Origin of the sequence: Moraxella cuniculi, from assembly GCF_900637105.1 — a bacterium.
GTDB lineage: Bacteria > Pseudomonadota > Gammaproteobacteria > Pseudomonadales > Moraxellaceae > Moraxella > Moraxella cuniculi.
In genome coordinates, this window is sequence record NZ_LR134343.1 from 1,552,238 (window position 1) to 1,575,555 (window position 23,318).

A 23,318-nucleotide genomic window follows, 5' to 3' on the forward strand; every position below is an offset into this window, starting at 1 on the left:
ACTGGCAGATGGTTCCGATTGCCTTTGTCCAACTTTATCCAACCAAACCCAAACCAAATGCCAATCATTAAGCCAAAGGCGGGTTGATTTTGGCATGGATAACTTGGTAAACTTATTTATTTGGCATAATATGGACAAACTGCCAAATTGCAATGGCAGCTTGTTAATTGCTTAATTTGCCTTTTTTAACAATACCGAGCCGATGGAATAGCCAGCACCAAATGAGCACATCACGCACAAATCACCTGCATCAACGCCCTCTTGGGTTTCATGAAATGCAACCACAGGGCTTGCTGAGCTGGTATTGCCATATTCAGCAATCACCACAGGGGCAATGGCTTTGTCGGCATCTTTACCAACCACAGTTCGCAAAATCAAATCGATCATATTGATATTGGCTTGGTGTAGCCACATACGCTTAATTTGTTGTGGGCTGATGGCATTTTCGCTCAAATGGGTGGTGATAATTTCTGATACTTTTGGGCAAACCTCACGAAATACCTTACGCCCTTCTTGCAAAAATAATTTGTCGCTGACAGGCTCTTTCAAGTCATCATACATTGGCGTGCCAGCTGCCAAAAATTCACTACGATCCATAAAGCCGTATTCGTTTTTGATATTGGCAGAAAACTGCGTGTACAGCTTACTGTCTAGGATTTCGTAGCCTTTTGGCGTGTCAGATTGTTCAATGATGGTTGCTGCGGCAATATCACCAAAAATAAAGTGGCTATCACGATTTCGCCAGTTAAGGTGTGCCGAGGTGATTTCTACATTCAGCACGGCAATTTTTTTGCCAAGTCCTGCTTTGATGCTGCCTACCGCTTGGGCAATGCCGAAGGTTGCAGCACTACAGGCGACATTCATATCATAAGCAAAACCATGCGTCATGCCGATGGCGTGCTGAACCTCAATGGCGATGGCAGGATAACAACGCTGAAAATTTGACGAAGCACAGATAATCCCATCTAGCTCATCGGCAGATAGATTGGCATTTTTTAGAGCGTCTTGTAGTGCCGCAAGTCCCATTTCTGCCATGACAGACAGCTCCTCTCCGAGCTTGCGAGCAGGAAAAATCGGTGCCATAATCTGCGGATCCAAAATGCCCTTTTTGTCAATAACATAACGAGATTTAATGCCTGAGGCTTTTTCGATAAATTCGCTGGTGGAATATTGCAAGGCCTGTTTTTCGCCAGCTGCGATGGCTTGTGCGTGTTCTTGATTATAAGCATCTACATAGGTATTAAATGTTGCTACCAGCTCATCGTTACTGATTTTGTAAGCGGGTTTATGCACCCCTGTCGCTGTCAAATAAATTGCCATAATCTTATCTCCTGTCGTATTTTTATTGGCTAAGCCAACAGTCAATTGGGTTAATTTTAGCATAAATAAATGTAACAAGTCGTAAAAATTACACGCAATTTTGCCAAATTATTCGCAATCTCAACAAAATCAAGCCATCAACACGGCGATTGCAACCATATTTTTTGCAGCAAAAGCAGAATAATGCCAGAAAATGACAAAAACCATCATCAGCTATGGTCAAGCAGACCAAGCAATGCTATACTAAAGTTTTGGTCAAATTTTATTGCAAAATTAGGATTTTTTCATGTCAGTACGCCATTTTCGTAATCTGCTCGATTTGACCCCGAGCGAACTTCAAGCCATCATCGCACGAGCCAGTGAGCTAAAGCAAATGCAGCATCGTGGCGAGATTTACCGTCCTTTTGTTGGGCGTACTTTGGGCATGATTTTTGAAAAATCATCAACTCGCACTCGCATCTCTTTTGAGGCTGGCATGGGGCAGTTTGGCGGTCAGGCGATTTTTTTGTCGCCCAAAGATACCCAGCTTGGGCGTGGCGAACCTATTGAGGACTCTGCCAAAGTCATCTCCAGCATGGTGGATATCATCATGATTCGCACTTTTGAGCATAAAAAACTTGAGCTGTTTTGTGAAAATTCTTCCGTGCCTGTGATTAATGCACTGACAGATGATTTTCACCCCTGCCAACTGCTGGCTGATATGCAGACCTTTCATGAGCATCGTGGCAGCATTAAGGACAAGATAGTTACTTGGGTTGGTGATGGCAATAATATGTGTGCTTCTTATATTCTGGCAGCTCATCAGTTCGGCTTTCATTTGCGAGTAACCGCCCCCTATGGTTTTGAGCCAAATCCTGAATTAATCGAAGAATATAGCCACTGCGTCAGCTATATAGAAGATCCACAAGAGGCAGCCAGAGGGGCACATTTGATTGCAACCGATGTCTGGGCAAGCATGGGACAAGAATCTGAACAGATGACACGAGCACGCCGTTTCGCCCCTTATCAGGTCAGCCCTGCCATGCTTGACAAGGCCGAGCCTGATGTGCTGTTTATGCACTGTTTACCTGCTCATAGAGGTGAGGAGATTAGTTTTGATTTGCTCAATGACCCCAGATCTGTGGTTTGGGTCGAAGCTGAAAACCGCTTACACGCCCAAAAAGCCCTGATGGAATTTTTGCTAAAAGACAAAATCAAACTTGATTGACTTTGATTTTATTAATAAAACTTTAAAACTTAATTAAATTTAAGCCATCTTCGGTGCTAATAAATACTGCGATGATTGTACGCTTTGCCATCTTGGCTGCTTTTTACAATTTTTTAGCACAAAGTTACAATTTTTGACAGACAATCACCATCTGGCAGATAATTTGCTTTTATAATAAGCGAAATAAATTAAATTTTGATAAATTTTTATCATTGCAACAAATTCATGGGAGATAAAATGAAACGCACCCTTGCTTTGATGACGGCAGCTGCCATCACACTTTCGCCGACGGCATTTGCAAATGAGTACAACCGCATTAGCTTTAACAGTAAAGTCAAAAGCGAAATCGCCAATGATGAGATTCGTGCTAGCTTGAGCAAAACCGCCCAAGCCGCCACTGCTGCTGCCATTGCCAAAGAGCTTAACAGCAGTATCAATGCCATGCTTGCCATCAGCAAACGCTACCCTGAAGTTGTCGTCAGCACAGGTCAGCAAACAACTTATCCACGCTATAATAATGCTGGCAAGATTATCGGCTTTACAGGCTCGGTATCGCTCAATCTTAAAAGTGGCGACTTTGCCAAAACCAGTCAGCTGATTGCTGATTTGCAATCGGTCATGGTGGTTGATGATATCAGCTTTGGCGTATCTGACACGCTAAAAGAGCAAGAAGAAAAACGCCTGCAACTTGAGGCCATCAAGCGTTTTGGTAAAGAAGCCGAAGACATCAGCCGTGCTTTTGGCAGTGCTGGTTATAAAATTGTGAATGTCAGCCTAAATGGCGATGGCTATAACCGCCCTGCCATGCCAATGATGGCGGCGATGAAAGCAGCCGAAAGTAGCGTACCACAGAACTTTGAGGCAGGAAATACGACGCTAAGTTATACCGCCAATGGCACCATTGAGTTGGTGAAATAAACTCAAGCCTGCCATCACAGATGAGAAATTTTAATTTTAACTTATTAATATCATGAGTTTTTATGAAAGCAATTAAATCTTTAATGGTCGCCATGCTTGGTTTGTCAAGCCTTAGTATCACTGCCTATGCCGCTGGTGAAGAAAAAATTGTCTCAGGTGAGGTGGTGATTCCAACCAACAAAAAAGCCACCATCAATCCCAATCCAAGCAACAAACGCACCACAGTTCATGCACTGGATGAATACGCCCAGCGTGTCAATGATGCCACATGGAGCGAAAACATGAACATCAATACCGCAATGACGGTAAAAATCCAAGCCCTGCTTGATTGGAATAATGCCTCTGTCGGAGCAATTGATGGTGGTTGGGGCATGAATAGCAAAAAAGCCCTAACCAATTTTCAAAAAATGCAAGGCATAGAAGCAACAGGCAAGATGAACGAGGAAACTTGGCAGGCATTAACTGCCACTACTGCCGATCAGCCTGTGCTTGTGTCCTATACCATCACCGAAGCTGATGCCAAAGGCCCATATAATAAACTACCAGAGAGCGTGGAGGCTCGCTCCAAGCTTAAGGCACTAAACTATGAGAGCATTGAAGAAATGCTTGCCGAGCGGTTTCATATGACCATTGCTTATCTAAAAAAAGTCAATCCGAACAAAAAATTTGTCGCAGGTGAGACCATCACAGTAATCAATACTGGCAAACCGCTGGAAGAAAAAGTCGATCGTGTCGTTGTTAGCCGCAGTGATAATGTGCTGTATGCCTATCAAAAAGACACATTGGTCGCCAGCTATCCAACCACTGTCGGTGGTGAGGCAAGCACCACACCGGGGGGCAAATACAAACTCATCAATAAAGTGGAAATGCCCAACTACAAAGCCACTGTAGAAAATGACGATGGCAGCAAAAAATCCTTCATCTTGCCATCAGGGCCAAACAGTCCTGTGGGTGTTGTGTGGATGGGATTAAATAAACCCAGCTATGGCATTCATGGCTCACCAATGCCAGAGCGTATCAGCCGCCAGTCATCATTGGGCTGCGTGCGTTTGACCAACTGGGACGCTTTGGAATTGCTTGCTGTCATTGATGATGGAGCCACAGTGGAGATTCGCTAGTCCATGTGCCAAAACCCTTTGTTATACAAAGGGTTTTTTGCTGCTTAACTGCAAACTGCCAGCCGATGTTGATATTTGCTCTTTGATAAATTATTGCACGGTGTATCAAGCCATCAGCTACGCCAGTCTTGCAATTGATAAAAGACAATAGAAAAACAGCTTGGCAATAACCAAGCTGCTTTTGTTGGGATTATTTGCTTTGGTAGGCAAGTTTTACACCAACGATATAGCCATCATTGTCTTCAAATTTGCCCACAATGGCTTTGGTTGGTAATTGTGCTTCGGCATCGCCAAATTTCAGATACTTACCACCAGCGGACAATGACCACTCTGGGGTGATGTTATATTTTGCACCCAAGCCAACCGAGTAGTATCCTTTGATTGGACCAAGCGAGGTGGCTGGATTGCCTGCACCGCTGTCATAGCCAACCGAGCCAGACACTGCTAGGCGATCGCTGAGTTTTTTGCCAAGTCCAAGCTCTGCTGACCACTGGTCTTTGGCATAGCTGACAATCGGCAAGGCGGTGCCTGTTGCACGCTGGGTTGCAGCACCATAGCTTGGTGGGCGAATGTCAAAATCACTCCATGGTACATAACGCACTTTGGCAGTCAAAAGCGTGGTTGGGTTTACGCCAGTTTGAAAATCCAAATTCCACGAGCTTGGCAACGAGACGCTAAAATCACGGTTGGTGCTAGTAGCAAGTGCAGGAACCGCTTCAGCAATGGTGCTGTTATGCTCAATTTCCGAGCGATAAGTCAATGCTGCTTTTAGTGCAATTTCAGGTTTATAAAATGCAGCTCCAGCCACCCAGCCAACTGCCGTATCAGTAGCAATGCGCGCATCATAGCCAGTCATGGCATTATATGCCGTACCACGCAATTTCACCTCGCCATTTAGACGCTGTGCTGCAGGTCCACCATAAATCTGAAAATTCTTATTAGCACCAAATTTTGCACCGACAAGCATGGTGATATTATTGGTACGGATATCAACGGAAGTACCTTCATCTTTTTGAATTTCAGCAGTTTTAGAAGCATTGATTGCTGCACCTAACCTAGTTGCAGCTGCTTGAGCCTCTTGGAGGTTGTTTGTACCAGTTGCAGTCAGAATTCGCTGCTCAATTTCGTCCTTTTGAGCTTGCAAGAATCCAGCAAAAGCTGGATCAGCATCTTGTAACATTTGGTTGATATTTGCCAAACCCTGGAAACCAGCATTAAGTCGCAACAAACTATTTTGGGCTGTAGCCAAATCAGGCATACGACCATTGGTCAGACTGGTAATGGTGTTATCACCACCTTGACTAACAAAATTATTCACCCCTTTATATTGCACTGACGCACCAAATGGCTCATCGTACAATACACCAACGCTAAATGTGTCATTGATATCTGTTTTTACGCCATAACGGAAAAAATCATAAGAATTTGCCATATCAGGCACGGCGTTGCCTACTGTGTCCTTGCCCTTGACATCAGCATCAATATAGGTATAAACAGCCTCTGCATAAGTACCATTTTGTAAAAATGCTGTAATATCCTGACCTGAACGATCCAAGCCTGCCGCTTGAGCAGTTGTCGCTGCTAGACCCGAAACAACAGCCACTGTCAGTGCCTTATAACCAAATTGTAAGCTCATATTTTTCTCCATGATATTTGCTTTTAAGCCTATTATGCAAAACTTTCAACTTTAGCACCCGTGCAAAAAGTTGTAAAAAAGTTTTACATATTTGTATCTTAAAACAATTTGTCATGTAGCACAAGCAAAATTTGTAGTTTTTTGTATTATTTATTGATAATCGCCATCATGCCAAGCCATTTTTGGCAAATCACGCACGCTTAATCAATAATGTGGTGGCTTATCGGCGAGCAAGTCAAATGGAGCGATACCAGCATCATTGGCTTTGAGCATCTGCTGATAGATGAGGCGTAATTGATCCTGCATATCCATCAATTGGCGATCTTGGTTGGCAATGGTTTTGCTAAGCGTTTCGCACATATCCTCCAAAAAACTGATTCGCACTTGCAAATCTACGATATCTTGCTCGCTGGTCATCATCTTTTACCTCTGGTTAATCTGTATTGGTCGGTGGTGGTGGCAGAGCTTATACGCCTGTATTTATACGGTTAATAGTCTGCTCGTTGATAGTGGCTGCTTTGTGGTTATTTTGATAAATTACGGTGCTATTTTACGACATTGCATACAAATTGTGGGGAAAATTTGGTATGATAGGCAACTGTTTTGGGGGTGATACATTAAAAGATTGATAATATGGCATTAATTCAACTAAAAAATATCCAACTGGCATTTGGTGCTGCAGCGATTTTGGACAATGTGCAGCTGTCTGTTGAGCCAAATGAGCGTGTTTGCTTGATTGGTCGCAATGGCGAGGGCAAATCCACACTGCTTAAGCTCATTACGCGGCAACTGGAGCCTGATGATGGCGAAGTCCTGATTAAAGATGGCACAAAAATCGCCATGCTTGCCCAAGATGTACCCAATCACACCGACAGCGTGCTGGATGTGGTGATGAGTGGCGATCCCAAGATTGCTCAGGCGTTGCGTGCTTATGAGCAAGCAAGCAATGCCTGTACGCTGGGCGATATGGCGGCGTGCGAGCGTATGACCCAGTATCAGCACGAGCTGGAGATACTAAATGGCTGGGACTTTGAACGCCAAGCACGCACAATTATTGACAGTATGGGGCTTGACGCTGATGCATTGGTCAGTGAGTTATCAGGTGGACGCAAACGCCGTGTGCTACTTGCTCGAGCATTGGTTACTCGCCCTGATGTACTGCTGCTTGATGAACCAACCAACCATCTGGATATTCAAAGCATTGACTGGCTTGAGAATTTTTTATTAGACACAAGTTTAACTGTGCTATTTATCAGCCACGATCGCCGATTTGTTGATAAACTTGCCACGCGTATCATTGAGCTGGATCGTGGTCAATTGTCCAGTTATGATGTTGCCCAAGGTGTCGGCGGCTATGCACGCTACCTTGAGCTAAAAGAGCAAGAACTTGCCAGCGAACAAAAGAGCTTTGCTGAATTTGACAAAAAACTTGCCCAAGAGGAAGCGTGGATTCGCCAAGGCATCAAAGCGCGCCGTACACGCAACGAAGGTCGTGTGCGTGCCTTAAAAGCCATGCGACAAGAAGCAAAAGCACGCCGTGAGGTGGTGGGTGATATCCACATCAGCCAAAACAGCAGCGAAAAATCAGGAAAAATCGTCTGTCAAATCAATGATTTAACCCTTGCTTATCAAGGAAAAACACTCATCAAGCAATTTTCTACTTTGTTGCTGCGAGGGGATAAAGTTGGGATTATTGGCAATAATGGCGTTGGCAAAACAACCCTGATTAAGGCAATTTTGGGGATTGATGAGCAATCGGTGCAGGCAGGTAAGATTAAGCGAGGCACCAACTTAAATATTGCTTTTTTTGATCAGCTAAAAGATGAGCTAGATTTGACAAAATCTGTTGCAGAAAATGTGTCCGAAGGCTCAGATTATGTTGAGATTGCAGGACGCAAAACGCATATTTTGGGCTATTTGCAGGATTTTTTGTTCAGTCCAAATCGTGCCAGAACGCCCGTGCAGGCATTGTCTGGCGGTGAGCGTGCCAGAGTGCTGCTCGCCAAATTGCTACTAAAACCTGCCAATGTGCTGGTGCTTGATGAGCCGACCAATGATTTGGATATGGCGACACTGGAGCTGCTTGAGGAATTTGTGGTGAATTTTGATGGCACGGTACTGCTTATTAGCCATGACCGTGCGTTTATGAACAATGTTGTAACCCAAACTTGGGTATTTGATACCGACAAGCATGGCGATGGCGTGGTGCGAGAATATGTTGGTGGCTATGATGACTACCTGATACAGCATGAAAGATTTTTGGCAAATAATCCACAAATTGCCGAAACGGTAACAACAAACAAAACCAGCACAAAGCCAGAGCCTACGCCCAAAGCTACCACCCCTGAAATGAGCGTGCAAACAAAACGCAAACTGTCCTATAAAGAACAGCGAGAGTTGGAATCACTGCCTGATGAGATTGCGTCCTTGGAGCAAGAACAAAGCGAGCTTGCCGATAAGCTGGCTGATGGCTCATGGTTTGCCAGTGATTTGCAAGCAGCAACCGTTGCCAGTACGCGACTTGCCGAGATTGATGAGCTGCTGCTTGTTAAACTTGAACGCTGGGACGAACTTGAGAGTATCACCAAATGAGCTGCCAATCATCAAACTGCCGCTGCCAAACAGCAGGTCAATCTGTAAGTTTGACAGCGACACACAAACAAACCCAAGTTGCAGCCGCCAAGCCGTTTTCGTGGCAATTTTTGCACCCAAAATACTGGGGGATTTGGTTGGCATTTGTGCTGATTTTACCGCTGATTTACCTGCCTTTGTCGGTGCAATTTTGGCTAGGAAGGCAAATTGGCAAATTGGTATTTTTGCTTGCCAAAAAGCGTGTGCAAGATACCCTAACCAATCTAAAACTTGCGTTTGCCGATATGTCAGAGCAGCAGCGAGTCATGACCGCACGGCAGGTTTTTATCAATCAAGGCATTGGCATTTTTGAGAGTTTGTGTGCTTGGTTTCGCCCCAATGTTTTTGTGAGAAGCTTTAGCATTTCAGGCTTGCACCATCTGATTGATGCCCAAAAATCAGGCAAGGCGGTCATTTTGCTCGGTGGGCATTATACCACGCTTGAGCTTGGCGGTCGGTTATGCACGCAGTTTTTTGCCGCCGATTGCGTCTATCGTCCACAAAATAATCCACTGCTTGAGTGGTTTATTTATAATGCACGCCGCCGTATTTTTGATGAACAAATCGCCAGCCGTGATATGAAAAAACTCATCACACGCATTAAGCAGGCTCGGGTGATTTGGTATTCACCCGATCAGGATTTTGGGCTGGAGCATGGCGTGATGGCGACTTTTTTTGGTGTGCCTGCCGCCACGATCACCGCACAACGCCGCCTTGCCAAAATGGGCGACAAAGCCAATCCCCCTGCCTTGATTATGATGCACATGGTTCGCCAAACCCCTGATTATGTCCCACGAGGGCGGCGACCACATTATCATATCAGCCTAAGCCGTGCTTTGGATAATTATCCAAGCAATGATGAGCTGGCGGATGCTGAACGCATTAATCGCTTGATTGAGGCAGCAATTTTAAAAGACATCAGCCAGTGGATGTGGTTTCATCGCCGTTTCAAGACCCAGCCTGATGGCACAAACTATTATCAAAAACACAAAATTGACTAAATTAATAAAATTCGTGTCTGCTTATATTAATAATTCATTCTTTATTAAAATAAAATTATTTATCTTAGCCAGACATGATTTTGTTGTAGATGTGAGGATTTTTATGATTCGTACTTTGCTTGGTGGCAAAATTCATCGTGCTACCGTAACCCAAGCCAACCTAAACTATGTAGGCAGCATCACTGTTGATGTTGATTTGTTGGACGCTGCAGGTATTTTGGTTAATGAAAAAGTCAGCATTGTCAATAATAATAATGGCGAACGCTTCGAAACTTATACCATCGCAGGCGAGCGAGGCAGCGGCATTGTCTGTCTAAACGGTGCAGCGGCACGCAAAGTACAGGCTGGAGATATTGTCATCATCATGTCATATGTCATGCTAACTGACGAACAAGCACGCAAGCACAAGCCCAATGTGGTCTTGGTTGATGACAATAACACCATCTGCAAAGTGCTGCATTATGAACCAGCCAATACCATCTGGTAAAGTTGGTAACTCCAGCTGCTATAATAGCATTACGACTTGGCAAATTTTGCCACAAGCTGTGCCATCTTAACAGCCTCTGGCGTGGCGATTTGAGTCAATCCTGCCACTACCCCTGCTTGGTCGGCGGCAGGCTTGTTTTGGCTAAGTTTAAATTGTGCCTGAATCTCAATAATCTCAAGCTCAATGGCAACCAGTGCTGCACACATTTTGTCAATAAATGGCTCTGGTGCATCGCTTAGTTGCCATGCGGTATGGCTAGGCAGTTGCTTGCTGATTTTTTGTTCAAAAAAATCAGTCGTTTGGGCAAGTATGGTTTTGGCAGCCTCCAGCTCATCAAGTACACGAGCTTGGGCGGTGATATGCACGGTTTGGTAATTGTAGGTTGGCACTTCTTTGTGGCTTTGTTGTTTGCTTGGATACCAGTTGGCACTGATATAGTGGCTTGCACCCATAAAAACAATCAGCCAAGGCGTTTTGGTATGTTGCCACACCTGATTGGCACGAGCAACATGGGTGATGAGCTTATGCTTGCCATTTTCATAACAATGCAGCACAGGCACATGGCAGACGCATGGCTTGCCATCGGCAATGTAGCTAATGCTTGCCAATGGATATTCATCAATTAATGCAAAAATTTCATCTTGATTATGCTCGGCAAATGACTTGGGAATAAACATATCATCTCCTATGTAGGGCGAGAAATGGGCGATATTTAATCACAAAAAACCATTCAACGCAACCAGCAGTAAGGCAAAATTGCACCGCTTGCCATTTATCAAAGTAAATCAACCATGATAAATATTTAACAGCCAGCTTGTTGCATTTGACCAGCGTCAAGTCAGCATATCAGCCAGCAGCGATGAGCAATGCCATTCTGCCTGCGGCTGATTTTTTGCCATGTGTTTGGGCACGGTATGAATAATGCACAGGTGAGTGATAGCTGCATATCGGTTCATCATTTAATACCACAACACCCAAATGCTCAAGTTCCAAGCGTGCAAGTTTGGCAACATCAAGGCGTACCTTATTTGCAGTATCAGCAGATAAGATGGCTTGAGCCAATGCTGATTCATCAAGTGCTACCAGTCCATTGGCGACCACTTGCCGAACAATCCTATCGCCCAATTCGGCATCTATCTGATAAGCGGCTTGTGAGATGCACGCACCGATGATGGCTTTGGGGCGATTTGGCATGGGCATTTTGGCAAAAGTTTTGGCAATCACCCCCAAAGTCAGACCCTGCCAACCTGCATGAATGCAAGCAATCGCCCTATTGTCCACCTCTGCTTGTTCATCAAAAATTGCCACTGGCACGCAGTCGGCTGTCATGATTGCCAAAGCTGTATTTGGGCGAGTGCTAATCAATGCATCCGCATCGTATAGTCGCTGTGATCTGCTGCCATCGACCATCAGCACTGTGTTGCCATGCACTTGGTTTAGCCAGTGAATGCAGTCAATCGCGGGCTGGTATTGGCGTAAATAGCCCATAAGCTCAATGCGATGATTCAGTACAGTGATTGGATTGTCGCCAACATGAAGCCCCAAATTAAACGCACCGTACAAATCTTCTGCGGCAAATTTATCAAACGCCCCTGCTTGCGTCTGGGCAATCAGCACGCCATTATCATGATAAAGCAGCTCAAGTGGCGAAGTTATCGTAGGTATGGTTGTACAATCCGTGTGCTTAGTCATGTTGCAATACCTCAATCAACTGCTGCATATCATCAGGCAGTGCGGCGGTAAATTTCATAGACTCGCCTGTGTCAGGGTGGATAAAACCCAGCGTGTGTGCGTGCAGTGCTTGACGATTAAAATTAAGCACCGCTTGCCTTTGTGCTTGGCTAAGCCCAGCACGAGGTGATGTACCATAAACAGGATCGCCAACAATCGGGTGTCCGACATGGGACAAATGCACACGAATCTGGTGCGTTCGGCCTGTTTGTAGCTGTACATCGAGCAAGCTGTAACGCTCATGCAATTGCTTTGCACTTACAATGTAAGTAACAGCTGGCTTGCCTGTGTGCCGCACTGCCATTTTGGTGCGTTGGCTTGGGTGTCTGCCAATCGGTGCATCAATACAGCCATGTTGTAGCACCTCATGAGCTGCCCCCAGTACCACGCATTGATAATGTCGATAGACGCTTTTGTCCTTTAGCTGTTCTATCAAAGCAAGCTGGGCTGATTTGTTGCGTGCAACCACAAGTAGCCCTGTGGTATCCTTGTCAATACGGTGTACCAGACCTGCTCGCGGTAACTGTGCCTGCTGCGGATAGTGATACAGCAGTGCATTGACCAGTGTGCCTGTTGGATTACCTGCACCGGGGTGTACCACCATGTTGGCAGGCTTATTGATGACAATCACCGCATCATCACAATAAACAACATCAATGGCGATATTTTCGGGCAAATCTGCCGAATGTTGCTCTAAGGCAACGGATAAATTTAGCACATCGCCTGCCTTGATGGCGTATTTTGCCTTGACAACTTCGCCATTGACACGCAATGCTCCTGATTCGATAAATTTTTGTAGATTGGCACGAGAAAAATCAGCAAACACAGTGGCGGCAAGTTTGTCAAGTCGTACACCAACATCAGTCGCTGTCGCCTCATAATCACCAAGAAAATTTTGCTGTGCTGGATTTGTCTCACTGTCCGTCAGCTCGTCATCGAGCAGCACGCCATCATCAAGCAGGTTTGAAGTATTCATAAATGGTTTTGGAATAAAATTTTGGCAACTTTAGCACATTTGTCATCACTTGCCAAGCTCCAACCATCTGCCATGTATAATAACAAGAGCTAATGACAGATTATCCACCCAGATAACTGATAAATCTTAACAGCTTGACACGGCAGGACAATAAGATATTTTGACAAGATTGGATTTGTGCAACCGCTGATTTGTGCAATACCTTAAGTTTAAAAATCACCAACCGCATCAATGACTAAACCTTAAATGATAAAATTTGGTCAAATCATGCTGGTGTGGTATACCGCTTTGGGCTGGTTATTAGGCGTAAAAGTCGTGGCGGTTGATTTGTCGCATGGTGATTTATCGTTGGTTGATAAAAACATACGGCAGGCGGCACGGTGAAGCTTGGATTGCTTTATATTTATTATTAAATAAAATATATATTTAATATAACTAAATTATTAATACATCATTGACTGCCGATTCTTGACATGGTATTAAGCATAAAAAGCATTTTGTCGTTTTGCCAATAAAATACACGGCATCAAACCTTGGTAAGCAAATCATGATGACAGATGACGGCATTGCTTAAGTGATAATAAAAATAAAAAAAGCAAACCTGCACAGTGCAGATTTACTTTTATAGGCAATATTACTGAGTAATTGCTTGGGCGTAGACGGTTACTTGCACCTCAACACGGCGGTTCGGTTGCAGGCAGTCAATCAGTTGATTGCGACTTAGTCCATCTGAGCATTCACGCACAGGACTACTCTCCCCTGCACCTTGGGCAATCAAAGTGGCAGGATTGACACCTTTGCCAATCAGATAATCACGCACGGTATTGGCACGCAGCTGTGATAAATTCAGATTATACACATCATCACCCAAGCGGTCGGTATGCCCTGTGATGATGACGCGGCTATCACCTCGTTGCTGCCAAGCACGCAGCTGCTCCGCCAAGCCATCAAGGGCAGCACGCCCTGCTGGTAGCATATCGCTGGTTTTGAATTTATTAAAGGCAAACAAAGTATCGGCAGCCAAGTTAATGCGTTCATCAACCACCACTTGCGGTGCAGCCTGAACAATAACAGGTGCTACCGTTGGCACAGCAGCTACAGTTACAGGTTGCTGCAACCCAAAGCAGCCCTCTTCGCCACGCCAGTACAATGCTTTGGCAATTTTTTTGTCAAAATCAACACGCAATTGACAACGAACATAATTTTCGCTATTTGGTACACGAATGTCCAGCAGATAATTCCACTGGTTATTTCGCAATACGCCTTCGTTAAATTGTGGATTGCCAAGCAGCTGGCGAATGCTGTCTTTGTTTAGCCCAACATCAAGGCGTGCCACATCAGCAACTTCGTAACGAGGCACTTGCTTGAGGTAGCTTTTTTCAAATTCTGGAAAAACAATCTCATCGCCAGCTTTGACAATGGGGGCTGCATAGGTTGTGGCAGAATAAGCCAAAGTCAATGCCGCCAAAATTTTTAGCATTTTCATAGATACTCTTATAAATTTTCTTAGTTAAATTAAAATATAATCACAACGACGGCAATTTATCAGTCAATCACGCCACTGATGCCAATACGAACACCAGTTTCGCCCTGTGTGGCTGTAGATACGCCACCAGAGAATGCCCAGCGACCATTATCCGCTGTTTTGCGTAAGGTGGCTGCCACCGCTTGCTCACCGCCATAATGTGCTGCACCCAGTGCATAAGTCCATTTGCCAGCAACAAAAGGAGCTTCCTCGAACGCCATCGCCTGTGCAATACCTGCCTTGGCATCACGATCAACCTCACCAATACGGTTGTTTAGCTGATTAATGTTATAATTGGTGGCATTGGCAACTGCATACAATTGACTGCCATTGATGGCATCTGTACTTGTGGCGGTGATTTGTCCTGCTGCGACATTTTGTACTTGGCGTTCATTACCAACCGAACCTACTGACATCGCACTGCTCGGTGCTGACCCTGCAAACTCGCCATAGCTGACACCACCCACCGTGGCGGTGCGTGTCGGCACTACCTGTGCTGTGGCACTTTCCGCTCCGATGGCAACATCACCAGAGGCGGTATTGGCAACCGCATTACGGCCGATGGCAATACTGTCATCTTTGAAGGCTTGAGTTTCTCTGCCGATATTGATGGTGTCTTTGATGGTGATTGATTTTGCTCCTGCTTGTGAGCCGATGGCAATATTATCATCGCCGCTGATTCGCTCGCCAGCATAACGCCCGACAGCGACATTCCCATCCCCTTTGCTGCTGCCATCACGCTCACCGCCACCAGCACGATAGCCTACAGAGACATTCTGATCGCCATTTTTATAAGACGCTGCCTCGCTACCAACCATGGTATTGTAGTGTCCAGCAGCATTTAGACCTGCGGCATTGCCCAAAGCCTCGCTGTAGTTTAGCTGGTTGGGATAAGGTATGGCACTGATATAGCCCTCATCAACACCGCCTGCGTGCGTACCAACAGCAATCAATCCAGAGGTTTGGCGATTTTTGGCTGACCCCCAGCCAATCATTACCGCCTGTGAGCCACTTGATCCTCTGCCAGCATCTGTACCGATCATCAGGGTGTTGTTGGTTATCTGTGATTCATGGCCAGCTCGCTCGCCGATGGCAACCACTCGCTCGCCAATCGCCTGTGCCTGTACGCCCACGGCGATTGATGCACGGTTTGTTGCTTCGGCATTGCTACCGATGGCGATTGTTTCATCGCCAAGGCTTAATGCCTGATTGCCGATGGTGATGGTGTTGTTGCCAGACGCTACTGCCTGATCACCAACTTTGATGACCTCTGTGGCACTCGCTTGCATGGTGGCAAATACCGCACACGCCAGCAATGCCAGTTTCAGTGATGAAGCTGGTAATTTTGCCTGTGCATAATTACCTTGTGAATATGCGTTCATAAAATACCCTCTGTTCAAGCAGGGGGGGGTTGTGCGTATAACCTGCCGAAAAACCACCATAATACCAACCGCCCCAAGCATCAGCCAAAATAGCTGATGTTTTTATACTATGGTAAAATATTTAATTTTATTAAAATATCATTAATCAAAATCTACTTATTGCAAATTTATCATCATGCAATAACATGACATACCATTGCAATGATTTATGCTTATCAAAAAATTTTATTAAAGCATTTGTTAATTATGATTAAATCATGCTCAATCGCATATTTAACCACCAGCACAAGCCAATAATGCTCAAATCAGCAAGTAAAGATTGATTAACCGCCTTATTATAACAAATTAATAATCAATTTATTGTAAACTTTATAACAAGCCATCATTTGCCAGCGATACGCCTACCGTTTGTTTATTTATTGAATATTTATTATTGCTAAAATTACTTTGTGCTAATAATAAATAACAATCACTGACCGCTTGGTGTATTTTTAGCATTGATAAACAATGGCAAGTTGCTTGGGCTTGATAAATTTGGCTGATTTGCCCAAACTTATCTGCCATCTTTGCTAACAAATCACAATCATCAGCATGATGGCAGTTGCCAATTTGTCAAAGCCCAATCGATCAACAAACCGATTACCTATACAAGCCTCAATATTACCAAGCCAAATTGCCTGCCGTACGCTGGCTGATGAAGCCGTCTGGAATCTGACCATTGTCCGCCTGCCAGCGAGCAAATGCCTTGCGTGTGTTGCTGCCAGCTACGCCATCAACCCCTTGTGTATCATAGCCCTGTGCGGTGAGGTTGCGTTGCAAATTTTGCACCTGTGTGCGAGACAGTGGCTGTTCATGGCGTGGCCAAGATTTTAGCAAATTATCACCACCTGCGATACGCTTGGCAAGCAGTGCCACGCCCAATGCATAACTTGAGGAATTGTTATACACACGAATGACCTCAAAGTTTTTTGTCAAAAGTAAGGCAGGACCATTGGCACCAGCTGGTAGCCACAGCTCAGCTTGTGCTTCGCCAGCGAACGGTTCGCCAGCTGCCAGCAGCCCAAGATTTTTCCACGCATCTAGACTTTGTTTTTTGCCAAGTAGCGAATAATCAAAGCCTGCAGGTAGACGCACTTCATAAAACGGTGCCAAGCCACGCACCCAACCTGCATTGGCAAGATAGCTGGCGGTAGAGGTCAGAGCATCGCTACGCTGCCATGGGTTTTTGCGACCATCATTGTCGCCATCTACCCCTTCGCTAAGCCAAGTACTTGGGATAAATTGAGTATGCCCCATGCCCCCTGCCCATGAGCCTTGTAGCTGCGAAGCACTGACATCGCCTCGCTCAATCATTCGCACCATGGCGATCAGCTGGTTTTCGGCAAAACTGCGGCGGCGACCATCATAAGCTAGGCTTGATAGTGCATTGACCAGATTCATACTGCCCATACCAGCACCAAATGATGATTCCATGCCCCAGATGGCAGTGGTAATTTCTTTGGGCGTGCCGTACAAAGACTCAGCAGAAGCTAAGGTGCTAAGATTTTCGGCAAGTTTGTTTTTGCCTTGGCTGATGCGGTTGCTTGATGCTGCTGATTCGACATATTCCCACGGCATTTTGCTAAATTCAGCCTGACTGCGATCCAGCTCAATTACTCGCTCATTTAGTGAGGCTGTTGCCATGAGATTATTTAAGATCGTACCATTGACCCCTGAAGCGGTCGCACGGCGGATAAAATCGTCTCGCCATTGATTAAAGCTGCCATAAACCATCTTGTCAGGCGTGGTTGTTGCAGTGGTTGTCGTGGCAGCTGCAGGCTCTTTGGTGGGCTTGGTTACTATGATTGGTTGTTGCGGGGTTGCTTGCACAACCTGAATGGGCTTGCGTTCAGGGGATTTTTGTGGTGTGGGTGTGGAGCTGCACGATGCCAATAATGTTGCCACAACCGCCATAGACAGTGCTGATTTATAATGTGGTTTAATCATAGATTTTTTTTGCATGATAATTCCAATAAAAGAAAAATAATAAATTTGCCAAAACGACAACGCCGCCAAAGTAGCGACAAAACAGAATCTCTTGACAGTGCAATCTTAACAACCATCAACTGCTAAGATGATAGTAATCGTCTGCTTGATTGATAAAATAATCTTGACAAATACCAGCCAAAACCAGCTGGTATTTGTAAGTTTTGCTAATAAATATACCGAAATCAGACCGCTGATACACCTGTCATATCTACAGGGGTGTCCACCATCGTAAGCCCCTTGTCTTTGGCGGCATCGTTGCGTTTATTTTGCAAGTTGAGCAAATACGCTTCATCAATCTCACCTGCGATATAGTTGCCATCAAATACTGAACAATCAAAACCATGCACACGGCTGTGCTTGGTATCATTAACCGCCTCAATCAAATCTTGCAAATCCTGAAATATCAAGCGATCAGCACCAATAATCTCACGCACTTCCTCAACGCTGCGACCAGAAGAAATCAGCTCACTGCGTACAGGCATATCAATGCCGTAGACATTTGGGTACATAACAGGTGGTGCCGCCGAAGCAAAAAAGACATTTTTCGCCCCAGCATCTCGTGCCATTTGGATAATCTCATGGCAAGTTGTGCCACGAACAATGGAATCATCAACAAGCAACACATTTTTATTTTTAAATTCAAGCGGAACGGCGTTTAGCTTTTGACGAACGCTTTTTTTGCGTTGCTGCTGACCTGGCATAATAAAGGTGCGTCCGATGTAACGATTTTTATTAAAGCCTTCACGATATTTGACATTTAGTCGTACCGCCAGCTCCAATGCTGAATTGCGAGAAGTGTCAGGAATAGGAATAACCACATCAATGCCATGATCTTCGCCCCACTCACGCAGGATTTGCTCGGCAAGTTTTTCGCCCATACGCATACGGGCTTTGTGCACAGAAATATTATCAATAATAGAATCAGGACGAGCAAAATAAACATATTCAAAAATACACGGCGTATACTGCCCTGCCTGAATCTCCACACATTGATGGCTGTGCAGATTGTGCTCAAGGTCAATAAATATCGCCTCACCTGGTGCAATATCTCTAACCACCTCAAATCCCAATGCTTGCAGAGCAACAGATTCTGATGCAACCATGTATTCAATACCATGCTCGCTTAAACGGCGACCATAAATCAATGGTCTGATGCCATTGGGATCACGAAACGCCACCAAGCCATGCCCTGTGATTAATGCCACCACGCCATAAGCACCCTCGCAGCGTGCATAGACTTTTTTTAGGGCTGTGAAAATATCTTCTGGCTGTAATACAGGCTTGGTGAATGTCTGCAATTCATGAGCAAAAATATTAAGCAAAACTTCAGAATCTGACTGTGTGTTGAGATGACGGCGGTCTTCTTCATACAGCTCTTTTGCTAATTTTTCGGCATTGGTGAGATTGCCATTGTGTGCCAAGGCAATGCCGTATGGCGAATTGACATACAGTGGCTGAGCCTCTGCGGTGCTTGATGTGCCTGCTGTTGGGTAGCGAACATGACCAATGCCACAGTTGCCAACCAGTCGCACCATGTGCTGATTCAAAAACACATCACGCACCATGCCATTGTCTTTGCGTAGATATAGGCGATTGTCTTTTAAGGTAACAATCCCTGCTGCATCTTGCCCACGGTGTTGTAGCATGGTTAGACCATCATACAACATTTGATTGACTGGTTCATGAGCCATGACACCGATTACGCCACACATATTCACTCCAAATTATTGGTAAATAAAGAAAAATTTAATAAATATACAGCAAAGTATGCAATCATGCACTTGGCTGTCAAATTTGGTTTATTCACACCAACCTAGCCAATGCCAAAAATACATCTGCCAAGATTAGCCCTTATTCTCATAAGGATTATCCATCTGCTGCCAAGCATTGCCGATGGCTTTTTTGATTAAAGTTTTGGCAACAGGTGCATACGGCAACAAGCTGGGTGCAAGCACGGCGTTTTGCCAAGCAGGCAGCCGAACCAAAACTGGTGCAATGACGCTTAGCAGCACCAAAACTTTTAATAAGCCAATCATCACGCCAACCGCACCGCCAGCCATGCGATCAACAAGACCCATTCTAAGCGCCTTGAGCGAACGCTTGAGTATTGATGCCACGATGGACATCACAGCCAGAACCATCAGTACAATTAACAAAAACATCACAGCTATCTGTATGGCACGGTCAGACAATACATTTGCCAACAAAAACGCATAATCATCTGCCAAGCGAGATGCCACAATTAATGCAATCAGCCATGCAAGCAAGGTGCTGATGCTTTTTATCAGCCCTGCTTGAAAACCCCGCCACAAGCCAAGCAGCAGTATCAAAAAAATAACGCCATCAATCCAGCTCATTTGCCCATCAGCTCGTCAGTTATTGTTTTGTTGGCTATAATAATCGCCCGTCAGTGCTTGCACACAATCCATCACAAGGCCCGGGCCTTTGTACACCAAGCCTGAATACAACTGCACCGCCTTGGCACCTGCGCGGATTTTTTTGACGGCAAGCTCGCCTGTCTCAATACCGCCCACGCCAATCAAATCAACCTTATGAGCGATACGATCGGCAAATTGCGACAAAATCAGCGTGCTTTGGTGATTCACAGGTCGTCCAGACAAACCCCCTGCCTCATTGCAATGGGCAAAGCTCTCAACCCCTGTGCGAGATAAGGTGGTATTGGTTGCAATGAGTCCATCAATGTCAAATTCAAGCACCGTGCGAGCAATGTCATCAACCTGCCCCAAATCCAAATCAGGGGCGATTTTTAGGGCAATCGGCACATAAAAGCCATAACTGGTTGCCAATCGCATCTGGCAATTTTTTATGCCATCAAGCAGTACTGACAGGGCATCGGCACTTTGTAAATCGCGTAAATTTTTGGTATTTGGACTGGAGATATTGATGGTGATGTAGCTGGCGTATGGATAAACTCGTTCTAGGCAATAAATATAATCATCAAGAGCGTTTTCAACAGCAGTTGTGGCGTTTTTGCCAATATTAATGCCCAGCACGCCTTGATATTTGGCTCGTTCAATATTGGCAATCATCGCCTCTACGCCATCATTGTTAAAACCCATGCGGTTGATGATGGCGTGCGTTTGCTTAATGCGGAACAATCGTGGCTTGTCATTGCCTGCTTGTGGGCGTGGGGTAACGGTGCCAATTTCCAAAAACCCAAAGCCCAGCTCGCTTAGAGCATCAATATAAGCACCATTTTTATCCAATCCTGCCGCCAGCCCAACAGGATTTGGCAGATGAATGCCCATGCACTCGGTTGGCAGTGCCTGCTTGCTGTAAATAAAGCCGAGCAAATGTGCATTATTGGCAGCCTCTAGCAGCTCCAGTGTCTTTTCGTGTGCCTGCTCAGGGTCCATGCTAAATAAAATAGGACGCAGCAATGCATAAGACATAAAAACAACCCCTTGCCAATATAAAATAACAGAAAATAAATGGTCTAATTATAGCACATTTTGTTGCGGTCAGATAGGCTTTGATGAATTTATCTGGGTATTTTTATGAAGTTTTGTCTGTTGCTGTTTTATCAAAAGCTAATAAGATTTGCCATAAATGCAGGATTTGGACTGATTGATTTGGCAGTCTGCTCGCGGGACTGTGTTTTGTTGATGAAGATTTTGTTATTTTATGGCTGATGGTTGCAATGATTTTGTCTATGCTTAGCAATCACTATGTCAGTGCAAATAATGGTAATCACAAAAGCAATATTTATTAATCAATACTGTATTTAATGGTAAAAATAAATACCCAATCAGAAAAACTCTGTAGATAAGCAGTGGCAAAGTCAGTTCTAGGTGATGGCTGCCTCGTGCATTAATAAAGTTTGTTTGATGGCTGTGCCGCCTGTATAACCGCCCAAACTGCCATCGCTTGCAATGACGCGGTGGCACGGTATGATTAGGCTGATGGGATTTTTGCCATTGGCGTTGGCACAGGCACGAAATGATCTGGGTCTGCCGATGGATTTGGCAAGTTCAGCATAGCTAATGGTGGAGCCGTATTCAATGGTTAATAACGCCTGCCAAACTTGCTGTTGAAATGCCGTGCCGCAAGAAAAATCCAATGGAATATCAAATACTTGCCGCCTGCCCAAGAAGTATTCATCAAGCTGATGACAGACGCTTAATAGCAGTTGTTCGTCATCACCCAAGCCAAGGTCATGCCGTGCGATGTGTTGGCGATTTTGGGGGATTTTGGCAAGCAGCTGACTGGTTTTGTCATCAAACCAATCAAGCAATATCAACTTGCCAGCACGAGCGGTCAGCGTCATGGCAGGCAGTTGATATGGAGGCAGATAAGTGGTGCTAATCATGCGTTGGTGCTATTCGTCTTTTTCAAGCAAAGCATCGACAAACTCTTTGGGCTCAAAGGGCTGTAGGTCATCAATCCCCTCGCCCACGCCAATAAAGCGAATGGGAATTTCGGTATTTTGGGCGATATTAAATACCACACCGCCCTTGGCAGTGCCGTCTAGCTTAGTGATACTGATGCCTGTCAAATGCACCGCCTCTGAAAAAACCTGCACCTGATTGATGGCATTTTGACCTGTGCCAGCATCTAGCACAATCATGGTCTCATGCGGTGCAGTTTCGTCAGCTTTTTTGATGACACGGACAACCTTTTCAAGCTCATTCATCAGATGAGTTTTATTCTGCAATCGCCCTGCTGTATCGGCAATCAGCACATCAATGCCGCGTGCTTTTGCTGACTGCATGGCGTCAAAAATCACCGAAGCACTGTCGGCACCATGGCCTTGTGCCACCACAGGAATATGGTTGCGTTCGCCCCATATTTGTAGCTGTTCGGTAGCGGCAGCACGAAAGGTATCGCCAGCGGCAAGCATGACCGACTTACCTTCGGCTTGTAGTCTTTTGGCGAGTTTGCCGATGGTGGTGGTTTTGCCAACGCCATTGACACCAACCATCAGGATAACAAATGGTTTTTTGCTATTGTCAATCTCAAGCGGTTGAACCTTGGGGGTTAAAATGTCGTGCAGTTCAGACTTGAGTGCCTTATATAAGGCATGCGAATAAATCAAATCACCACGAGCGGTTTGTTCGGTGAGATTGCTAATAATGCGATTGGTGGCATTGACGCCAATATCAGCAACCAACAGCTGATCTTCAATTTCTTCTAACAATTCATCATCAATTTGCTTACCACCAACCAACACACTGACCAGCCCTTCGGACAGATTTTTGCTGGATTTGGCAAGCCCTGCTTTCATGCGGGCAAACCAACCGCCTTGTTCGTTTTCGCTCATAATTTGCCTTTGTTTGTCAAGATTTTGGTGATTGTAGCATATTTTGCCGAATATTTCATTAGGCGGTTTTTTGTTAA

Annotated in this window: 22 protein-coding genes; 7 read left to right on the forward strand and 15 right to left on the reverse strand. The window is 45.1% G+C overall.

What is annotated here, in order from left to right; genetic code table 11:
* Positions 1-171: 171 nt before the first annotated feature.
* A complete protein-coding gene (locus EL162_RS07065) occupies positions 172-1,320 on the reverse strand; it encodes a beta-ketoacyl-ACP synthase III (RefSeq protein ID WP_126331706.1) in 1,149 nt (382 codons plus the stop codon).
* A 286-nt stretch (positions 1,321-1,606) separates the two neighbouring features.
* Here EL162_RS07065 and argF point away from each other — a divergent pair, with 286 nt between their 5' ends.
* The 3 genes from argF (at position 1,607) to EL162_RS07080 (ending at position 4,563) form a co-directional block, all read left to right on the forward strand.
* Entirely contained in the window at positions 1,607-2,527 is a 921-nt protein-coding gene (gene argF / locus EL162_RS07070) for an ornithine carbamoyltransferase (RefSeq protein ID WP_126331069.1), read from the forward strand.
* Between the two features lie 237 nt (positions 2,528-2,764).
* Entirely contained in the window at positions 2,765-3,445 is a 681-nt protein-coding gene (locus EL162_RS07075) for an SIMPL domain-containing protein (RefSeq protein ID WP_170161428.1), read from the forward strand.
* A 62-nt stretch (positions 3,446-3,507) separates the two neighbouring features.
* Complete coding sequence (locus EL162_RS07080) at positions 3,508-4,563, forward strand: L,D-transpeptidase family protein (RefSeq protein ID WP_126331073.1); 1,056 nt, start codon at positions 3,508-3,510, stop codon at positions 4,561-4,563.
* 190 nt (positions 4,564-4,753) lie between these two features.
* Here the strand turns inward: EL162_RS07080 and EL162_RS07085 are convergent, their stop codons facing one another.
* Both EL162_RS07085 and EL162_RS07090 read right to left on the reverse strand, forming a co-directional pair.
* On the reverse strand, positions 4,754-6,199 hold the full coding sequence (locus tag EL162_RS07085; RefSeq protein WP_126331075.1) for an outer membrane protein transport protein: 1,446 nt from the start codon (positions 6,197-6,199) through the stop codon (positions 4,754-4,756).
* Positions 6,200-6,403: 204 nt separating this feature from the next.
* Complete coding sequence (locus tag EL162_RS07090) at positions 6,404-6,619, reverse strand: SlyX family protein (protein WP_126331077.1); 216 nt, start codon at positions 6,617-6,619, stop codon at positions 6,404-6,406.
* A gap of 213 nt (positions 6,620-6,832) precedes the next feature.
* Between EL162_RS07090 and EL162_RS07095 the strand changes: the two genes are divergently transcribed.
* The 3 genes from EL162_RS07095 to panD all read left to right on the forward strand — a co-directional run bounded on the left by EL162_RS07095 (position 6,833) and on the right by panD (position 10,318).
* On the forward strand, positions 6,833-8,791 hold the full coding sequence (locus EL162_RS07095; RefSeq protein WP_126331079.1) for an ATP-binding cassette domain-containing protein: 1,959 nt from the start codon (positions 6,833-6,835) through the stop codon (positions 8,789-8,791).
* Positions 8,788-9,831, forward strand: coding sequence for an LpxL/LpxP family acyltransferase (locus EL162_RS07100; RefSeq protein ID WP_126331080.1), 1,044 nt, complete (start codon positions 8,788-8,790; stop codon positions 9,829-9,831). Before EL162_RS07095 ends, EL162_RS07100 begins: the two co-directional genes overlap by 4 nt.
* A 103-nt stretch (positions 9,832-9,934) precedes the next feature.
* Positions 9,935-10,318, forward strand: coding sequence for an aspartate 1-decarboxylase (panD, locus tag EL162_RS07105; RefSeq protein WP_126331082.1), 384 nt, complete (start codon positions 9,935-9,937; stop codon positions 10,316-10,318).
* A gap of 29 nt (positions 10,319-10,347) precedes the next feature.
* On the opposite strand, the gene EL162_RS07110 is transcribed toward panD, so the two are convergent.
* From EL162_RS07110 to EL162_RS07120, 3 genes are all read right to left on the reverse strand, one after another.
* Positions 10,348-10,995 (reverse strand): FMN-binding negative transcriptional regulator, encoded by a 648-nt coding sequence (locus EL162_RS07110; RefSeq protein ID WP_126331084.1) that lies wholly within the window; start codon positions 10,993-10,995, stop codon positions 10,348-10,350.
* Positions 10,996-11,164: 169 nt separating this feature from the next.
* Positions 11,165-12,010, reverse strand: coding sequence for a purine nucleoside phosphorylase YfiH/LACC1 family protein (locus EL162_RS07115; protein ID WP_126331086.1), 846 nt, complete (start codon positions 12,008-12,010; stop codon positions 11,165-11,167).
* Positions 12,003-13,025 (reverse strand): RluA family pseudouridine synthase, encoded by a 1,023-nt coding sequence (locus EL162_RS07120; RefSeq protein ID WP_126331088.1) that lies wholly within the window; start codon positions 13,023-13,025, stop codon positions 12,003-12,005. The genes EL162_RS07115 and EL162_RS07120 overlap by 8 nt, the downstream gene beginning before the upstream one ends.
* Positions 13,026-13,271: 246 nt before the next feature.
* On the opposite strand from EL162_RS07120, the gene EL162_RS10030 reads away from it, so the two are divergent.
* Positions 13,272-13,409 carry a hypothetical protein gene (locus EL162_RS10030; RefSeq protein WP_170161429.1) on the forward strand — a complete coding sequence of 46 codons (138 nt, stop codon included), beginning with the start codon at positions 13,272-13,274 and terminating at the stop codon, positions 13,407-13,409.
* A 250-nt stretch (positions 13,410-13,659) separates the two neighbouring features.
* Here the strand turns inward: EL162_RS10030 and EL162_RS07125 are convergent, their stop codons facing one another.
* The 9 genes from EL162_RS07125 to ftsY form a co-directional block, all read right to left on the reverse strand.
* Complete coding sequence (locus tag EL162_RS07125; RefSeq protein ID WP_126331090.1) at positions 13,660-14,511, reverse strand: OmpA family protein; 852 nt, start codon at positions 14,509-14,511, stop codon at positions 13,660-13,662.
* A 59-nt stretch (positions 14,512-14,570) separates the two neighbouring features.
* Entirely contained in the window at positions 14,571-15,932 is a 1,362-nt protein-coding gene (locus tag EL162_RS07130; protein ID WP_170161430.1) for a YadA family autotransporter adhesin, read from the reverse strand.
* 369 nt (positions 15,933-16,301) lie between these two features.
* Complete coding sequence (locus EL162_RS07135) at positions 16,302-16,496, reverse strand: hypothetical protein (protein WP_126331094.1); 195 nt, start codon at positions 16,494-16,496, stop codon at positions 16,302-16,304.
* 96 nt (positions 16,497-16,592) lie between these two features.
* A complete protein-coding gene (locus tag EL162_RS07140) occupies positions 16,593-17,933 on the reverse strand; it encodes a lytic murein transglycosylase (RefSeq protein WP_227516584.1) in 1,341 nt (446 codons plus the stop codon).
* Between the two features lie 209 nt (positions 17,934-18,142).
* Positions 18,143-19,672: an amidophosphoribosyltransferase gene (gene purF / locus EL162_RS07145; protein WP_076555903.1), complete on the reverse strand. Its 1,530-nt coding sequence runs from the start codon at positions 19,670-19,672 to the stop codon at positions 18,143-18,145.
* A gap of 132 nt (positions 19,673-19,804) precedes the next feature.
* Positions 19,805-20,317 (reverse strand): CvpA family protein, encoded by a 513-nt coding sequence (locus EL162_RS07150; RefSeq protein WP_126331096.1) that lies wholly within the window; start codon positions 20,315-20,317, stop codon positions 19,805-19,807.
* Between the two features lie 15 nt (positions 20,318-20,332).
* A complete protein-coding gene (locus EL162_RS07155) occupies positions 20,333-21,373 on the reverse strand; it encodes a quinone-dependent dihydroorotate dehydrogenase (protein WP_076555901.1) in 1,041 nt (346 codons plus the stop codon).
* A 395-nt stretch (positions 21,374-21,768) separates the two neighbouring features.
* A complete protein-coding gene (locus tag EL162_RS07160; RefSeq protein ID WP_126331098.1) occupies positions 21,769-22,290 on the reverse strand; it encodes a methylated-DNA--[protein]-cysteine S-methyltransferase in 522 nt (173 codons plus the stop codon).
* A 9-nt stretch (positions 22,291-22,299) separates the two neighbouring features.
* A complete protein-coding gene (gene ftsY / locus EL162_RS07165) occupies positions 22,300-23,241 on the reverse strand; it encodes a signal recognition particle-docking protein FtsY (RefSeq protein WP_126331100.1) in 942 nt (313 codons plus the stop codon).
* Positions 23,242-23,318: the final 77 nt, after the last annotated feature.

Excerpts from the sequence above, each read along its gene's own strand:
- EL162_RS07095 (WP_126331079.1), top strand. The coding sequence starts at position 6,833 with ATGGCATTAATTCAACTAAAAAATATCCAACTGGCATTTGGTGCTGCA.
- EL162_RS07100 (WP_126331080.1), top strand. The coding sequence starts at position 8,788 with ATGAGCTGCCAATCATCAAACTGCCGCTGCCAAACAGCAGGTCAATCT.
- EL162_RS07110 (WP_126331084.1), bottom strand. The coding sequence starts at position 10,995 with ATGTTTATTCCCAAGTCATTTGCCGAGCATAATCAAGATGAAATTTTT.
- EL162_RS07080 (WP_126331073.1), top strand. The coding sequence starts at position 3,508 with ATGAAAGCAATTAAATCTTTAATGGTCGCCATGCTTGGTTTGTCAAGC.
- EL162_RS07115 (WP_126331086.1), bottom strand. The coding sequence starts at position 12,010 with ATGACTAAGCACACGGATTGTACAACCATACCTACGATAACTTCGCCA.
- EL162_RS07065 (WP_126331706.1), bottom strand. The coding sequence starts at position 1,320 with ATGGCAATTTATTTGACAGCGACAGGGGTGCATAAACCCGCTTACAAA.
- EL162_RS07140 (WP_227516584.1), bottom strand. The coding sequence starts at position 17,933 with ATGCAAAAAAAATCTATGATTAAACCACATTATAAATCAGCACTGTCT.
- EL162_RS07075 (WP_170161428.1), top strand. The coding sequence starts at position 2,765 with ATGAAACGCACCCTTGCTTTGATGACGGCAGCTGCCATCACACTTTCG.
- EL162_RS07090 (WP_126331077.1), bottom strand. The coding sequence starts at position 6,619 with ATGATGACCAGCGAGCAAGATATCGTAGATTTGCAAGTGCGAATCAGT.
- EL162_RS07135 (WP_126331094.1), bottom strand. The coding sequence starts at position 16,496 with ATGGCAGATAAGTTTGGGCAAATCAGCCAAATTTATCAAGCCCAAGCA.
- EL162_RS10030 (WP_170161429.1), top strand. The coding sequence starts at position 13,272 with ATGATAAAATTTGGTCAAATCATGCTGGTGTGGTATACCGCTTTGGGC.
- EL162_RS07120 (WP_126331088.1), bottom strand. The coding sequence starts at position 13,025 with ATGAATACTTCAAACCTGCTTGATGATGGCGTGCTGCTCGATGACGAG.
- EL162_RS07160 (WP_126331098.1), bottom strand. The coding sequence starts at position 22,290 with ATGATTAGCACCACTTATCTGCCTCCATATCAACTGCCTGCCATGACG.
- EL162_RS07085 (WP_126331075.1), bottom strand. The coding sequence starts at position 6,199 with ATGAGCTTACAATTTGGTTATAAGGCACTGACAGTGGCTGTTGTTTCG.
- argF (WP_126331069.1), top strand. The coding sequence starts at position 1,607 with ATGTCAGTACGCCATTTTCGTAATCTGCTCGATTTGACCCCGAGCGAA.
- purF (WP_076555903.1), bottom strand. The coding sequence starts at position 19,672 with ATGTGTGGCGTAATCGGTGTCATGGCTCATGAACCAGTCAATCAAATG.
- panD (WP_126331082.1), top strand. The coding sequence starts at position 9,935 with ATGATTCGTACTTTGCTTGGTGGCAAAATTCATCGTGCTACCGTAACC.
- EL162_RS07150 (WP_126331096.1), bottom strand. The coding sequence starts at position 20,317 with ATGAGCTGGATTGATGGCGTTATTTTTTTGATACTGCTGCTTGGCTTG.
- EL162_RS07125 (WP_126331090.1), bottom strand. The coding sequence starts at position 14,511 with ATGAAAATGCTAAAAATTTTGGCGGCATTGACTTTGGCTTATTCTGCC.
- ftsY (WP_126331100.1), bottom strand. The coding sequence starts at position 23,241 with ATGAGCGAAAACGAACAAGGCGGTTGGTTTGCCCGCATGAAAGCAGGG.
- EL162_RS07130 (WP_170161430.1), bottom strand. The coding sequence starts at position 15,932 with ATGAACGCATATTCACAAGGTAATTATGCACAGGCAAAATTACCAGCT.
- EL162_RS07155 (WP_076555901.1), bottom strand. The coding sequence starts at position 21,373 with ATGTCTTATGCATTGCTGCGTCCTATTTTATTTAGCATGGACCCTGAG.